11 protein-coding genes are annotated in these 16,298 nt (G+C 59.5%); 8 read left to right on the top strand and 3 right to left on the bottom strand.

The genetic code is table 11. The features are described from left to right. Positions 1–312: 312 nt before the first annotated feature. Positions 313–903 carry a Fe-S biogenesis protein NfuA gene (gene nfuA, locus ACJJV2_RS08125; RefSeq protein WP_054556652.1) on the bottom strand — a complete coding sequence of 197 codons (591 nt, stop codon included), beginning with the start codon at positions 901–903 and terminating at the stop codon, positions 313–315. 408 nt (positions 904–1,311) lie between these two features. Between nfuA and metH the strand changes: the two genes are divergently transcribed. The 7 genes from metH (at position 1,312) to ACJJV2_RS08090 (ending at position 14,525) form a co-directional block, all read left to right on the top strand. Next, the gene (gene metH, locus ACJJV2_RS08120; RefSeq protein ID WP_405279842.1) at positions 1,312–5,037 is read left to right on the top strand and encodes a methionine synthase; all 3,726 of its coding nucleotides are present in this window, start codon (positions 1,312–1,314) and stop codon (positions 5,035–5,037) included. Positions 5,038–5,385: 348 nt separating this feature from the next. Next, positions 5,386–6,714, top strand: a complete 1,329-nt coding sequence (locus tag ACJJV2_RS08115; RefSeq protein WP_405279839.1) for an MATE family efflux transporter — start codon at positions 5,386–5,388, stop codon at positions 6,712–6,714. 238 nt (positions 6,715–6,952) lie between these two features. Then, on the top strand, positions 6,953–8,323 hold the full coding sequence (locus ACJJV2_RS08110) for an ABC transporter substrate-binding protein (protein WP_405279837.1): 1,371 nt from the start codon (positions 6,953–6,955) through the stop codon (positions 8,321–8,323). Positions 8,324–8,400: 77 nt separating this feature from the next. Further along, positions 8,401–9,621: an ABC transporter substrate-binding protein gene (locus ACJJV2_RS08105; protein WP_405279835.1), complete on the top strand. Its 1,221-nt coding sequence runs from the start codon at positions 8,401–8,403 to the stop codon at positions 9,619–9,621. Then, positions 9,614–12,055: a putative bifunctional diguanylate cyclase/phosphodiesterase gene (locus ACJJV2_RS08100; protein WP_405279832.1), complete on the top strand. Its 2,442-nt coding sequence runs from the start codon at positions 9,614–9,616 to the stop codon at positions 12,053–12,055. The genes ACJJV2_RS08105 and ACJJV2_RS08100 overlap by 8 nt, the downstream gene beginning before the upstream one ends. 273 nt (positions 12,056–12,328) lie before the next feature. Continuing rightward, positions 12,329–13,981, top strand: a complete 1,653-nt coding sequence (locus tag ACJJV2_RS08095; protein ID WP_405279829.1) for a nitrite/sulfite reductase — start codon at positions 12,329–12,331, stop codon at positions 13,979–13,981. After that, positions 13,974–14,525 (top strand): DUF934 domain-containing protein, encoded by a 552-nt coding sequence (locus ACJJV2_RS08090; RefSeq protein WP_240548558.1) that lies wholly within the window; start codon positions 13,974–13,976, stop codon positions 14,523–14,525. Before ACJJV2_RS08095 ends, ACJJV2_RS08090 begins: the two co-directional genes overlap by 8 nt. Positions 14,526–14,713: 188 nt before the next feature. Here ACJJV2_RS08090 and ACJJV2_RS08085 read toward each other — a convergent pair whose 3' ends face one another. Then, on the bottom strand, positions 14,714–14,887 hold the full coding sequence (locus ACJJV2_RS08085) for a DUF2970 domain-containing protein (RefSeq protein ID WP_082388754.1): 174 nt from the start codon (positions 14,885–14,887) through the stop codon (positions 14,714–14,716). Between the two features lie 301 nt (positions 14,888–15,188). Between ACJJV2_RS08085 and ACJJV2_RS08080 the strand changes: the two genes are divergently transcribed. Next, positions 15,189–15,548 (top strand): hypothetical protein, encoded by a 360-nt coding sequence (locus ACJJV2_RS08080; RefSeq protein WP_153635789.1) that lies wholly within the window; start codon positions 15,189–15,191, stop codon positions 15,546–15,548. Between the two features lie 384 nt (positions 15,549–15,932). Here the strand turns inward: ACJJV2_RS08080 and ACJJV2_RS08075 are convergent, their stop codons facing one another. Then, positions 15,933–16,232 carry a hypothetical protein gene (locus tag ACJJV2_RS08075; protein ID WP_405279824.1) on the bottom strand — a complete coding sequence of 100 codons (300 nt, stop codon included), beginning with the start codon at positions 16,230–16,232 and terminating at the stop codon, positions 15,933–15,935. Between the last annotated feature and the right edge of the window lie 66 nt (positions 16,233–16,298).

The raw sequence follows: 16,298 nt of genomic DNA, 5'->3' as shown, positions 1-16,298 counted from the left end.
CTTGACGATGGGAGGAAACGTTCGACGAAAACCGCGTCACGCCGGGCAGCCGTGGGGCTGCCACCAGCATGAAAAAGCTACTGCCACGATACCAGATAACTCTAATGCTTTACTCAGCAACTTCACCGAGCCTCCCTTCATACGCCCAATGCCTTGGCCTGGATGTCTCAGGCTCGCGCCAGATCACCTCAGCCGGTTGAAGGCTGACGTCGTGCCCATAAAAAAATCTCCCACCGAAAATCGATGGGAGATTGCGTTTCTGGCCTGTGCTTGGCTTCGACCCTGACCTCGGGCCCGAAGCCAGACCCGACATCAGCTGTAGTAGGCGTTGGTCGTGTCGGTGTGATCGGTGACGTCACGCACACCGGTCAGCTCCGGGATACGCTCCATCAGCGTCTTCTCGACACCATCCTTCAGTGTCAGATCGACGGCGGAGCAGCCCTGGCAACCGCCACCGAACTGCAGCACCGCGACCTGCTCTTCGGTCAGCTGCACCAGCTTGATCTCGCCACCGTGAGCCGCCAGGCCCGGGTTGATCTCGCTGTAGAGCAGATAGTTGATGCGGTCTTCCAGCGGGCTGTCGGCGTTGACCTTGGGCATCTTGGCGTTCGGCGCCTTGATGGTCAGCTGCCCCCCCATGCGATCGGCATTGAAGTCGACGGTCGCTTCTTCCAGGAACGGCACGCTGTGCGTGTCGAGATAGACCTTCAGCTTCGGCAGATCCAGGATCTCATCCGTCGGCTCTTCTTCGCCCGGGCGGCAGTAGGCGAGACAGGTCTCGGCATACGGGGTGCCCGGCTGGGTGATGAAGATGCGCACGCCAATGCCTTCGACGTTCTGCTTCTCGAGCAGCTCGGCAAGATACTCCTGGGCGCTATCGGTAATCTGGATGCTCTCACTCATGGCGCAGAGACTCTCTTGATGTCAGGTGACTAATGGCTCCATGTTAAGGAAAACCTGCTGCACTCGCAATCCTGAGCAAATCACTCGGGTTTGGTGTCCTGCGCGCAGCCACTCCCTTGCGGGCACTCCTGGCTGACTCATGTTGCGCATGAATCATGCTCATCGTGACGATTCTGCAGTCTGATACGATATCCCAAACTGGCTAGGCGGGGATTTCGTGAGCAGATCCCTCGCCAGCGCCTCTCAATAGCAATGAGTTCGCGCCTGTGGCGTGTGACTTTCTCGGCAAGGTGCTGGGCTCAGAAGGTACTGGCTTGGCAAAGTACTGGGTTGGCAAAGTACTGGCCTGGTAAAGAGAGTTACACGCTCGGGAGACAACGCGACAGGTCACGCACGCTGGAGTCCGTCATGGCGCAAGCCCTATCCCCTGTACCCTATTCTCTGCCCCTGCCCGACGCGCTGAGCCAGGCGCTGCAGGAGCGCATCCTGATCCTCGATGGCGGCATGGGCACCATGTTGCAGAGCTACGGGCTGGAGGAAGAAGACTTCCGCGGTGAGCGCTTCGCCGACTGGCCCAGCGACATCAAGGGCAACAACGACCTGCTGGCGCTGACCCGGCCGGACATCGTCGAGGCGATCCACCGCGCCTACTTCGAGGCCGGCGCTGATATCGTCGAGACCAACACCTTCAATGCCACTCAGCTGTCGCAGTCCGATTACGGCATGCAGGCACTGGTCCACGAGATCAATCTCGAATCGGCACGCCTGGCGCGCAAGACGGCGGACGCCGTGGCCGCCGAGACCGGCATCCCGCGCTTCGTCGCCGGGGTGCTTGGCCCGACCAGCCGCACCTGCTCCATCTCGCCGGACGTGAATGACCCCGCCAAGCGCAACGTCACCTTCGATATCCTGCGCGACAACTACCGCGAGGCCGCATTGGCGCTCTTCGAGGGCGGCGCGGACCTGATCCTGATCGAGACCATCTTCGACACCTTGAATGCCAAGGCGGCGATCTACGCCCTCGAGGAGCTGTTCGACGAAGGCCATCCGCGCCTGCCGGTGATGATTTCCGGCACCATCACCGATGCCTCGGGACGTACGCTGTCCGGCCAGACCACTGAAGCCTTCTGGAACTCGGTGCGTCACGCACGTCCGCTGAGCATCGGCCTCAACTGCGCGCTGGGCGCCGAGGAGCTACGCCCCTATCTGCGTGAGCTGTCCGAGAAGGCCGATACCTTCGTCTCCGCGCACCCCAACGCCGGCCTGCCCAACGAATTCGGCGAGTACGACCAGACCCCGGACGAGATGGCCGAGATCATCGGCTCCTTCGCCGCGGCGGGCCTGCTCAACATCATCGGCGGCTGCTGTGGCTCCACCCCAGAGCACATCCAGGCGGTCAAGCGCGTGGTGGCCCAGTACCCGCCGCGCAAGGTGCCGGAGATCGCGCCGGCCTGCCGCCTGTCGGGGCTTGAGCCCTTCAACATCCAGCCGGACTCGCTGTTCGTCAATGTCGGTGAGCGCACCAATGTCACCGGCTCCGCGCGCTTTCGTCGCCTGATCAAGGAAGAGGACTACACCACCGCGCTGGAAGTGGCCCTCGAGCAGGTCGAGAACGGCGCCCAGGTCATCGACGTCAACATGGATGAGGGCATGCTGGAGTCACAGGAGGCCATGGTGCGCTTCCTGAACCTGATCGCCTCGGAGCCGGACATCTCGCGCGTGCCGATCATGGTCGACTCCTCGAAGTGGGACATCATCGAGGCGGGGCTCAAGTGCATCCAGGGCAAGGCGGTGGTCAATTCCATCTCGCTCAAGGAAGGCGAGGAAAGCTTCCGGCAGCAGGCGCAGATCTGTCGCCGTCACGGCGCCGCCGTGGTGGTCATGGCCTTCGATGATGTCGGCCAGGCCGATACCTATCAGCGCAAGATCGAGATCTGCGAGCGCGCCTACCGGATGCTGGTCGATGACATCGGCTTCCCGGCCGAGGACATCATCTTTGACCCCAACATCTTCGCCATCGCCACCGGCATCGAGGAGCATAACAACTACGGGGTCGATTTCATCGAGGCCACGCGCTGGATTCATGACAACCTGCCCCACGCGATGATTTCGGGTGGTGTCTCCAACGTGTCCTTCTCGTTCCGTGGCAACAATCCGGTCCGCGAGGCAATCCACTCGGTATTCCTCTATCACGCCATCCAGGCGGGCTTGAGCATGGGCATCGTCAACGCCGGCCAGCTGGCGCTCTACGATGACCTGCCCGGGGAGCTGCGCGACGCCGTCGAGGACGTGGTGCTCAACCGCCGCGATGACAGCACCGAGCGCTTGCTCGACATCGCCGACAAGTACAAGGGCGATGGCAGCAGCGGTGAGAAGAAGGAGGACCTCGAATGGCGCAGCTGGTCGGTCAACAAGCGTATCGAGCACGCGCTGGTCAAGGGCATCACCGTCCATATCGAGGAAGATACCGAAGAGGCGCGCCTGCAGGCAGCCCGACCCATCGAGGTCATCGAAGGGCCGTTGATGGACGGCATGAATGTGGTCGGCGACCTGTTCGGCGCGGGCAAGATGTTCCTGCCCCAGGTGGTGAAGTCGGCGCGCGTCATGAAGCAGGCGGTCGCCCACCTGATCCCCTTCATCGAGGCCGAGAAGAGCGGCGAGACCCAGGCCAAGGGCAAGATCGTCATGGCAACCGTCAAGGGCGATGTCCACGACATCGGCAAGAACATCGTCGGCGTGGTGCTTCAGTGCAACAACTATGAGGTGATCGACCTGGGAGTGATGGTGCCGGCGGAGAAGATCCTGCAGACCGCCATCGACGAGAAGGCCGATATCATCGGGCTTTCCGGGCTGATCACGCCGTCGCTGGACGAGATGGTCAATGTCGCCAGGGAGATGCAGCGCCGTGGATTTGAATTGCCGCTGCTGATCGGTGGTGCGACCACGTCCAAGGCACACACCGCAGTCAAGATCGAACCGCAGTATGATCAGCCGGTCATCTATGTCACCGACGCCTCGCGCGCGGTGGGCGTGGCCTCGCGCCTGCTGTCGCCGGAACTCAAGGCAGCCTATGTCGATCAGATTCGCACCGAGTACGCCGTGGTGCGCGAACGCAATGCCAAGCGCCGCCCCAAGGCCGCGGACCTCGACTACCGCGAGGCGCGCAAGCGCCGTTTCCAGCCGGACTGGGAGCATTACACCCCGCCGGCCCCCAGCTTCACCGGCCTCAAGGTCTTCGATGACTACGATCTGAATGAACTGGTCGAGCGCATCGACTGGACGCCCTTCTTCATGAGCTGGCAGCTGGCGGGCAAGTACCCGAAGATTCTGCAGGATGAGACGGTCGGGGAAGCGGCGCGTTCGCTGTTTGCCGATGCCAGGGTGATGCTGCGCAAGCTGATCGATGACAAGGTGCTGTTGGCACGTGGCGTGATCGGCTTCTGGCCGGCCAACTGTGTCGACGACGACACCCTGGAAGTCTACGCCGATGAGTCACGCACCCAGGTCGTCGAGCGCCTGCATCACATCCGTCAGCAGATGACCAAGAATCGTGATGGCGTCTGTCACAGTCTCGCCGACTTCATCGCCCCGCGTGACAGTGGCAAGCCGGACTGGATCGGTGGCTTCGCCGTGACCACCGGACATGGCGCGGATGAACTGGCCGGGGACTACGAGGCGGCTGGCGATGATTACAACGCCATCATGGTCAAGGCGCTGGCGGACCGTCTCGCCGAAGCCTTCGCCGAGCGCCTGCACGAGCGCGTGCGCAAGGAGTTCTGGGGCTACGATAGCCAGGAAGTGCTCGACAACGAGGCATTGATCGCCGAGAAGTATCGCGGCATTCGCCCCGCACCCGGCTATCCGGCCTGTCCGGACCACACCGAGAAGGCCACGCTGTTCCGCATGCTCGAACCGGAGACGCATGCCGGCATGGTGCTGACCGAGAGCTTTGCCATGTGGCCGGCGGCCGCCGTGTCTGGCTGGTACTTCGCGCACCCGGAGTCGAAGTACTTCTCCACCGGCAAGATCACACGCGATCAGGTGCAGTCCCTGGCGAGCCGCAAGGCAATGGAGCTTTCCGAGATGGAACGCTGGCTGTCGCCGGTGCTGAGCTACGATCCCGACGCCGATTGATCCCCTCCATCAGCCGCCCCGCCGGTTGATGCAGCCAATGACAGCTCCACGCGCCTCACCTCTCAGGAGGTGGGGCGCGCTGTCGTCTGAGAGGCGATGTCTTCAGTTTGCCGAGCGCGCTATCATGGCGCTCTTCCTTGTCTGCTGTCGTGAGTCGCCCGTGCTGCCGTTGTCACTGCTTTGTTTATCGCTCTCCTGTTTGTCCCTGTCCTGTCTATCACTGCTCGGTTTCTCGCTGTTCCGTTTATCGCAGCCCAGTTCCCTGGTTTCCCGCTTGTCAGCCGCCTTCGAGGCATTTGACTCTTCCTGCTCTTCTCACCTTTCCGACTCCCCGCGTGGGAGCGTCTGATGCTGGGGGATCTTGCGCGCAACACACGAATTCTGAAGCTGGCGCTGCCGATCATCGGGGCGATGCTGTCGCAGAGTCTGCTCAACCTGATCGACGCGGCACTGGTCGGCAGTCTGGGCGAGACGGCGCTGGCCGGTGTGGGGATCGGTGGCTATGCCATGTTCATGGTCACGGCGCTGATCTTCGGGCTGTCTTCCGCCGTCCAGGCCCAGACCTCGCGACGCCTGGGCGAGGAAGCGCCGGAGCGTTGTGGTGAAGGCCTGAATGCCGGTCTGGTGCTCGCGTTGTCGATCGGCATCCCCGTCACCCTCGCCTGCCATCACTGGGCTGAGCCGCTGCTGTCGCTGATCAATGACCAGCCCGGCGTGCATGAAACCGCCGCCTCGTATTTCCAATGGCGCGTGCTGGGGCTGATACCGGTCGCCATGGCGTTCTGCTTCCGAGGCTTCTGGAATGGCCTGCAGCGCACCGGCATCTATCTGCGCATCATGTTGATCACCCAGTCGGTCAATGTCGTGCTCAGCATCATTCTGATCCACGGTCTGTTCGGCGCCCCGCAGATGGGCGCCGATGGCGCCGGGGCCGGTACGACACTGTCCCTGCTGGTCGCATTGGCGCTGTGGATCAAGGCGACGCTGGGCGAGCGCAGTCTGCACGGTGTCCTGCACGCCTGGCCACCGATGACGCATTACCTGACGCTGCTCAAGCTGGCGGTGCCCCACTCCTTTCAACAGCTATGGTTCGCGGCGGGCTACGCGATGCTGTTCTGGATACTCGGTCAGATCGATGCGGCCAGTGTCGCGGTCGGCCATGTGCTGGTGAATCTCTCCCTGCTGCTGATATTGCCCGGAGTCGGGCTCGGGCTTGCCGCCATGAGTCTGGTGGGCCAGGCCCTGGGCAGCGGCGAGCATGAAGAGGCCCATCGCTGGGGGTGGGACACCGTGCGCGTGGCACTGCCGTGTCTGCTGTTGCTGGGCTTGCCGCTGTGGGCCGCGCCCCAGAGCGTGCTCGGGCTGTTCCTGCATCGCCCGCCATTGATCGAGCTAGGGCTGCTGCCGCTGCAGATGACAGCCGCCATGATCGTGCTCGACTGCACCGCCATCGTGCTGGCCCAGGCACTGCTGGGCGCCGGCGCCCATCGCACCGTGATGCTTGCCACCTTGAGCCTGCAGTGGCTGATCTTTCTGCCCGCAGCCTGGTGGTGGGGCGTCCATCAGGAAGGTGGCCTCGTCGCCATCTGGGCGATACAGCTCGCCTATCGCCTGCTCAACTCGCTCGTCTTCGGGCTTATCTGGCAGCGTAGGTCGTGGCAGACCTTGCGTCTTTGAGAGTGCTTGGCTACTTCGGACTCTTTTCCTTTCAGGGGCTCTTGTGCTCCCCTGTTGCGTCTCCCAGTGGCTTCTAATGTCTCTATTTCTGCAGACCATGGCATATATCGCGAACACGATGATATGTGCCGCTCAATCGTTGAAGTTTGGTGAACGGCTGCCTTGCTGAAGACAGATCATGGTGTTCTCATTAGCGTATCCTGATTGCATTGTAAGATCATGTAATAGGGAGAGTGCCATGTCAGTTTCAACCGTCAGGGCAAGACAGCCACAATACGGTACGCAAAGACTCTTTGCGCTGTGTTGCTGCCTGGCGATCAGCGGGCTGACCAATGCCTCCTCCACCTCCGCCCTGCCGGCTCTCAACCTTTCCATTGTCAATGTCGCAACGACTGACGCACCCCTGACTCCCCTCGACATTCAGCCCTCAGCTGACACTGCTGGCCGATTGATGAACCGTGGCACGCAGGCGGCAGTCTCAAGACAAACGCTTACCGCCACCTTCGTGAATCCCGGACTCCGTGGCGAACGCTTCTGGGACATGGTGACCGACACCATGCAGGCGGCTGCCCTTGATCTGAATATCACACTGGAAGTCGTCTACGCCGAGCGCAACCCCTATCTGCTCAAGAAGCTCGCGATTCAGGCATTGGAGAGCCCTGCTTCACCTGATTATCTCGTGCTGGTCAATGAAGAGCAGGCTGCCTCCGAATTGTTGACGATTGCGGATAATCACGACACCCATGTCGTGATGCTGCTGAACGGGCTGACCCGTGAGCAGGCGCTGACACATGGCTCCCCGGGGACTATCCACCCCTCCTGGATCGGTAGCGTCATCCCGGACAATCATACCGCGGGCAAACGCATGGCGACCCAGCTGATCAAGGTGGCGCGAGAAGGCTCGCCCACTGGTCAATTGCATGGACTTGCCTTGATCGGCGATACCCGAACTCCGGCCTCGATTGCACGAAATGCCGGGATGGTAGCCGGCTTTGCCCAGGACAAGGCCGTCCAGATAGACCGCATTCTCGAGGCGCGCTGGAATACCCGGGATGCCAAACGTCTTACTGGGCAATATCTCAAGTGGGCCAGTCGCTCAAGCTTGGGCAATGACCTGGTCTGGGCGGCGAACGATGCCATGGCCGAGGGTGCCATTCTTGCGCTTGAGTCTGCGGGCCTCACGCCAGGCGTGGATGTACTGGTGGCGGGGCTCAACTGGTCGCCGGAAGGCATCAGCATGGTGTCAAACCGCCGTATGCTGTTGACGGACGGTGGGCATTTCATGGCGGGGGCGTGGGCGATGGTAATGGCGCGAGATCATGCCGATATCGAGGAATGGGCCCCCAGATCCGTCAACTTCCCGATGAGCGCCATCACGCATGACAATGTGGAACTTTACGGCCCTCTTCTGGCAAATCCTGATTGGCAAACCGCAGATTTCGCCGCCTTCGGATTGCAGGATTCACGTGATGTCTATGTGTTTGATCCAATCACAGTATTGACTCAGATGATTACCCACCAGGATCAAGCCTCCAGGTTGAGTCCTCATGCCCCCTCCGCCTTGAAGAAGATTGCACGTTCCAGCGAACTCATGCCCCCCCCCCAATGAGGACGATCAAGGACAGGCCGCAGGACGGCTTTCATCGCTACTGGCACTCGGCACGATACCTGAATCGCGGAGTCATCATGAGACTGACACGCCTGCTCTCCATGGAGCATTGCCTTGAGCGAGTCAGGACAGGCATCGTTGCCGCTCTGGTATTCACGCCCATGATGGTTCAGGCCGAGACCGAGACCATCAGGTCCATCAAGCAAGTCGTCTTCCTGAACCCTGGCCATGCCACGGAAACCTTCTGGGCACAGATGATCAAGTCAGCCTCCACCACCGCTGCCTCACTGGGGATGACATTGGAAGTCGTCAGTGCCAAGCGCAATACCGATGAATTCATTCGCTTGGGCACGCAGGTGATGACACGCCAGGATCCCCCTGACTTGCTGATCATCACCAATAATCATGGCCTTGCCATTCCGCTGCTGGCCACCAGTGACGCCACTGGGGTGCCGGTAATGGTAGTACTGAACAACCTGTCTCCTGAGCAGCACAAGGCTGAGGGCAACCCTCTTGGCCGCCATGCCCACTGGTTAGGCAGTGTCTCGCCTGATCATCAACAAGGCGGACATGACACCATGCAGGCACTCATCGATCGTCATCACAGATTGCACGGCGAAGCTGAGGGTAGGGGGATTGCTCTTGTGGGTGGACAACACGATGAAGCGACTCGTCTGAGGTTGCGCGGGATGCAGGATGCCCTGCGCAAAGCCCCCTACCTCTCCATGGACAGAACATTTCAAGCCAATTGGAACTATGAAGATGCGTTCAGAGTGGTGGATCGCTATGTGAAACGTCAGGACGGCAGCGTGCCATTGCGAGTCATCTGGGCAGCCAGTGACCTGATGGCGATCGCGGCGATTGACGCCTTGAAACTCAATGGCTTACGCCCAGGCGACGATGTGCTTGTTGCTGGCATGGGCTGGACACGTGAAGGGGTTGGTCGTCTTCGTTCGGGTGAAATGGAGGTCAGTGCGGGTGGCGATGCCTTGGCCGCTGCCTGGTCACTGGTATTGCTGGCAGCTGTTCAGCAAGAGGTGATCACACCTGAAGATATCGGAACTCGCTACTACACCATGGGGCTTGCCACGAGTGCTGACCCCGGCTCTTATCTCGATGAGATCCCGCTGGAAGTACTTGCATTGAAACCAATGGGGCAGCTGGTAGACATAGTGTCGACACTGCCAGACAGCGCCGCGCCTTTCCTGCCAGTATCGCCACGCCAGACCTCCCCTTCTGACGCTGTAAGCCGCACACCTCTGGCAGCCACCATCAAAGAGGTGCAGTCTCATGAATGATGACTCGACACTCATCAAGACTCCCCAAGCGATGACTGACAAGGGTGAGGAAAATTCGGCACCACTCAGATGGCGCATACTGCGGATACTTGCCCCTCTTGTTTTCACCATCTGTGCCATCAGTGGAGTCGTGAGTTATTCCTTTTATTCCAGTGAGGCCACAAAGCACATGCACGATGACCATCAAGAGATGATGAAAATCGTGGCACTGTCCATGCCGGATGCCATCTGGAACTTCGACGACGAGAGGGTCCATGCCTACCTCGAATCTCTCAGCCATCACGATAGCGTCCATGCGGTACGCTACTTCAATCATGAAGGAGAACTTGTCGAAGAGATTGCCAAGAGCGGAACAGCATTGAGCCCTGTCACTCATTCGGAGCATCTTGTCTATCAGAATTCGCTGGTCAAGCAAGCCGTTGGCAGGCTGGAGCTGGAAAGCACCAATGCGCCGTTACTTTCCGCTCGCTACCAGGGTGGTGCCATCCTGCTCGCAATTGCCCTGTCCATCATCCTGTCGGTGCTATTGATGATTTCCTGGCAGTTGAAGCGCTACGTGATGGATCCCTTGAACACGGCAGTGAGTCGCATGCGCCAGCTTGAGGGCCAGCAAGCCAGTTACCAGAGAATCCCTTTTGCCCGCTCACGCGAGATCAACAGGGTCATCGTGCAGTTGAACAAGCTGGGGGAGCGCATCTTCAACATGATGGAAGCGCTGCGTGACAATGAGGAGCGCTATCAGCACTTCTATCGTGACACCCCCGCCTTGCTTCTGGTAGTTGATGGCAAGGGAGTCGTGCAGGATGCCAGTCAGCTGATGCTGGAGGTGACCGGCTGGGCACGTGAACACCTTGTCGGCACGCCCTGCCATGCGCTTATCAGCAGCCAGAATGGCAATCACATCCATCGCATCAGTACGGCCTTGCGACTGGGTAATGCCTGCGATGATCTGGTAATGACCTTGAAATGTCAGCACCAGGAAGATCGTCAGGTTCAAGTGGTCATCCCTTCCGCCAAGGGTGACCAGACTCGGGGTACCATGATGCTGCTGACGGACATCACCGAACTGACCCTGACCCAGCAGCGACTGTTGGAGCATGAGCTGACTGACCCCTTGACCCAGCTGCCCAACCGCTTGTCACTCAATCAACACCTGCAGCAACTGATCGCACGCGATGCTGTCTTTGGCTTGCTTCTGGTCAATATCGATCGATTCCATAGCATCAATCACCATCTGGGGCCGATGGATGGCGACCTGCTGTTGAAGGAAGCTGGTACACGGCTCAAGGAGTGCAACCCCACCTGGATTGGGCGTACCGGTGGTGATGAATTCGTCATGACCTGCGATATCAATGAGTTAAGCGCTCTTGTGCACCGAATTCAAATCGCTTTCTCCAACCCGCTGCTCAAGGCTGGTGAACCTATCAATCTCAGCCTGAGCATGGCAGGCCTGGAGGCCCAAGCACACGATGAGAGTCCCAGTCGCCTGATGCGTCTGCTTGAGCTCACCGTGGTGGATATCAAGCATAAAGGGGGCAATCAATACCGTACCTGTGTCCGCGATAGTGCGCTGGAAGATGGTGAGCCCTTGTTTCTGAAGGAGCGCATGATTCGCGAAGCCTTGACCATGGGCTGGTTCCGCCTTCATCTACAACCCATCTTCCGTGCAGACAGTCCGGATCTGGAGGCTCCGGAACTGCTGGGCGCGGAGGCACTGATTCGCCTTGAACATCCTGAGCTTGGCCTGGTGCCACCCAATGAGTTCATCTCGGCAGCCGAGAAGACCGGCCAGATCGTCGATATCGGTAACTGGGTATTGGAAGAGGCTGCCATCATACTGTGTGAATGGCGCAAACTCGGCATCGAAGAGCGCTACCTGTCCGTCAATGCCTCCGTCATCCAGTTCAGAGATCAAGGCATGCTGCATCAGCTCGAATCACTGCTCGAACGCTACCCGATTCATCCGTCGCAACTGGTGATCGAGGTCACCGAGAACCTGATGCTCGACAGTAAAGACAGCCTGCGTCATCAACTGAAGGCCATACGTAAATTGGGTGTCAACCTCTCGCTGGATGATTTCGGGACAGGCTTCTCATGCCTTTCCTATCTGCATGATCTGCCTTTTGGCATCTTGAAGATCGATCGCTCCTTTGTCATGAATGTCGAGACCAGCCGCCGAGACAGGGAGTTGGCGCGGGTCATCGTCGCTATGGCGCAATCACTCGGCATGCACGTCGTTGTTGAGGGGGTCGAGGAGCGTGGTCAAGCCGAGATCTTCAAGGCCATGCGGGTTCGTGCCTTCCAAGGCTTTCTGTTCGGGCGCCCGATGCCGCAGCAGGCCTTTGAGGCGCGCTTTACCACCAATGCCGATGCGCGCGTGAGCTTGCTCAAACCTGTCAGAACCACACCAAGGACAGGCAACGACATGGGCTGATGTCATCTATTCTGCGCAAGCCCGGGGCTTTCCCATGGCTTTGCCTGTCGTCAGACGACGGATCATGGCCAGACTCCCCCTCAGGCGTCTGGTCTTTTCTTTTTCGCTGCTGGTAGGCAAACTCAACGCGCCCTTCTTAATAACGTCATCATCGAAAACTATGAGGATTTATTCTTTTAAAGAATAAAGAATAGAGGGTATGGTGGCTCCAGCATCAACAAGATTCGCATCAGTGGATGATCATCTGATGCCCGACCGCAGGACACCCCTGACATGTATCGCTATGACACCTACGACCAGACACTGGTCGACGAGCGGGTAGCTCAGTTCAAGGACCAGATGGATCGCTATCTGGCGGGCCGTCTGGGAGATGAAGAATTCCGCCCTCTGCGCCTGCAGAACGGGCTATACATCCAGCGTCATGCCCCGATGCTGCGTATCGCCATTCCCTACGGCATGTTGAGCGCTGTTCAGCTGCGCGCCATGGCGGCCATCAGCCGCCGTTATGACCGTTCCTATGGACACTTCACGACTCGCCAGAATCTGCAGCTGAACTGGCCGAAGCTGGAAGATGTCCCGGCGATTCTCGCCGAACTGGCTCAGGTCGAGATGCATGCGATCCAGACCAGTGGCAACTGCATCCGCAATACCACGACTGACCAGTTCGCCGGTATCGCGGAAGACGAGACCGTCGATCCGCGTCCGTGGTGTGAGCTAATCCGTCAGTGGTCGACGCTTCACCCGGAATTTGCCTATCTGCCGCGCAAGTTCAAGATTGCCGTTACCGGTGCCAGCGCCGACCGTGCTGCCATCCAGGTCCACGATATCGGCATTCGCCTCAACCGCGCCGACGATGGCAGTGTCAAGGCCACCATCCTGGCGGGTGGCGGTCTCGGCCGTACGCCGATGGTCGGCGACATCGTGCGCGAAGATCTCGACTGGCAGCACCTGCTGACCTATCTGGACGCCATCGTGCGTGTCTACAACCAGTGGGGCCGTCGCGACAACAAGTACAAGGCGCGCATCAAGATCCTGGTCAAGGCACTGGGAATCGAGGAATTCCGTCGTCGCGTCGAGGAAGAATGGGCACACATCAAGGATGGCCCGGAAACCCTGACCGACTCCGCCGTCACCAAGGCGACCAGCTACTTCCCCGAGCCTGAGCGCCGTGAAGTCAGCGCCGAGGCCATCGAGGCCTACGAGACCCTGCGCCGCGAGAACCGTGCCTTCGCGCGTTTCGTGACCAACAACGTCGTCGGCCACAAGGTGCCGGGCTACAAGGCCGTCACCCTGTCGCTCAAGCGCCGTGAACTGGCCCCGGGTGACGTCACCGCCGACCAGATGGACGCCGTGGCTGACCTCGCGGAGCAGTACGGCTTCGGTGAACTGCGCGTGACGCACGAGCAGAACCTGGTGCTGTCTGACGTGCCGGTTGATGAACTCGAGACACTCTGGAAGGCGCTGGAAGAACTCGGCATGGCCAACCCGACCGTGGGCACGCTGGCGGACATGATCTGCTGCCCGGGTGGCGATTTCTGCTCGCTGGCCAATGCCAAGTCGATTCCCATCGCTCAGGCACTGCAGGACCGCTTCGAAGACCTCGACTTCCTCTACGACCTCGGCCCGCTGGACCTGAACATCTCGGGCTGCATGAACGCCTGTGGCCATCACCACGTCGGCAACATCGGTATCCTCGGTGTCGACAAGAAAGGCCAGGAGTTCTACCAGGTCTCGCTGGGCGGACGCAGCGACGACAACGCCACGCTCGGCAAGATCCTCGGCCCGTCCTTCAATGCCGAAGACATGCCGAACGTCATCGACAAGGTGCTGCAGGTGTACGTCGAGCAGCGTCTGGAAGATGAAGTCTTCGTCGATACCTACCACCGCATCGGCATGAAGCCGTTCAAGGAGCGGGTCTATGCCTGAGGTGACTGCAGAAATGACATCAGCACGTGAATTGACCGATCAGCGCCAGGGTGGCGTCATCCGTCAGAATCAGCTGGTGAGCGAAGATGCCTGGCAGGTCGTGCGTCAGGATGAAGACGGCAATCTGCCGAGCTATCAGCAACCCGCCCTGCTGCCGCTGGCAGAATGGCAGGCACTGGTCGCCGCCGGCGAAGGCTCTGATCATCTGGCGCCCTGGCTTGCCAGTGACACCGAGCTCACGCCGGAACTGGGCAAGGCACTGGCGGACGCACCGCTGCTGGCGGTCGACTTCCCGAACTTCAATGATGGCCGCGGTTACACCATCGCCCGCCTGATGCGCGAGCGCTTCGGCTACCAGGGTGAGATTCGCGCCATCGGTGACGTGCTGGTGGATCAACTCCACTACATGAGCCGTTGCGGCATCAGTGCCTTTGCTCTGCGTGATGATCAGTACGTGGAAGATGCCTTGCATGCGCTGAGCTCGTTCAGCGTCAGCTACCAGACCGGTGTCGATCAGAAGACGCCGCTGTTCGCGCGTCGTTGATCGCCCGCTCTTGATCACTCACGGTTTCTGCCTGCGAACAGACGCGGGATAGAAGGCAATCGCAGCCGAGTGAACCAAGCAAAAGCCCCCGTCGAGGATGGTCTCCTGGGCGGGGGCTTTTTCGTGCCAAATATTTCGTATCTGGAGAGTCTTGCCTGACGTTTCGTCTCTGTCGCCTGAGCGGCTCATCAGCCGGCGACGACCGTGGACAGCAGCGCCATCCCTCCCACAAGCAGTGCGGCCATCACCAGTCCCACCACCAGAAAGTCCAGCGCATGGCCGTGCTCGAAATCACGCTTGCGATTGGCCTCCTTCTGGACACCAAAGAATGCTGCCAGTACGGATTTGACTTCATTGATCATGATCGCCTCCTAGTCGGTGACCTCACGCAATTCATCATCTGGGCACAGGGTTGTCTGAGGACAGGGTTGTTGAAGCCAGAGTTGTTGAAAACAGAGTTGACTGGGGACAGCACAGGATGCTCGCGCGCATTCCAGCAGAGGGAGCTATGCTCAACTCAGCTCAGGTTGCGAAGCCTGTGCCACTAGACACCAGCCACTATCACTATTGGTCACAATAACGCCAAACACCAGCCGCCCCGCAGGTATTTCCCCCAAGGTTTGCACTCATCAGCTATCAGATACCATGAGACAGGAGTCCAGAATGCCAGTCGCCAATCAACCGATGCAGCCTTTCGCTGCCATGTTCAGCACCCCACTGCCCTGGATGAATCGACCAGACGACCTCGTGCATCCCCTCGCCCCCTTGATGCGTTGTCAGCAGGTATGGTGGACCCTGAGCCTCAAGGCATATGAGCAGGAAATCGAGTTTATTCGCATGTGGCAGACCAAGAGCATGGAAATGGGCCAGTGCCTGCTATCGACCGGGTTCGTTGACCCACACGAGTCGAAGGAGTGCCTGACGGAGATCGTCAGTGATGTGCAGGAACATACCGTCAAGCGCCTGCAACGCCTGCAAGGCCTGACAGATGAATTGAAGGAAGCCATCTGGGAGGAGATCTAGGCCCAAACCCGAGGTCGAGGGCCGGTGGGAGCGTTGCCGAATGAAGCTTGCCGTCAAACAGGCAAGCGGTCTCGTAGATACGTCGGCAAGCCAATAATTCGCTAAGCTGGTAAACCAATAACAAGACGTCAGAAAATCTATCGGGCTAGATAACCATTGGATCCAGATGCGCCAAGCGAGAAACGCACAACGCCCAGCCTTCAAAGAAGTGCTGGGCGTTGTTCTTGCAGGCTTACACGCTTACACGCTTGCAGGCCTGAACAGACCAGCGCGACACGCAGCGTCATATCTGCGTAGCTCAGGTCATAGCTCAGGTGATAGTTCAGGGCGTATTTCAGGAGTCGCTCAGGGCGTAGTGCAAGAGACGTCAGGCAAGACTAAGGCTTACGCTGACTCCTCTGACTCCGCGTCTCCCTTGAAGGCCTCAAGCTCACGCAGCCATGTCTGGGCGGCCTCGCGATCGAGATCGAATTCCGCGATCAGACTCTCGAGCCGCGCCACGAACTCCGCTTCACGCTGTTGAGCGCGCGCGTCGTCGGCATCGTGGTTCGGCTCAGCGGCGGGCGAAGGCTGAGAAGAGCGATCCAGCGCATTCAGCTCTTCCGCCAACGCCTTTTCGAGCTCATCAAAGAGAGCACGCTGCTTGCGAGCACTGGCAATGATCTTTTCATCATGTCGGTTCATGCACGATTTTCCACTTTTGATCTTGTCGACAACAAGAAGACAACGCTATGAGTTCACTGCAGGACG

Origin of the sequence: Cobetia sp. Ld8, assembly GCF_045066615.1 — a bacterium.
Taxonomy (GTDB): Bacteria; Pseudomonadota; Gammaproteobacteria; order Pseudomonadales; family Halomonadaceae; genus Cobetia; species Cobetia amphilecti.
This window is presented reverse-complemented; position numbering and strand designations above follow the sequence as displayed.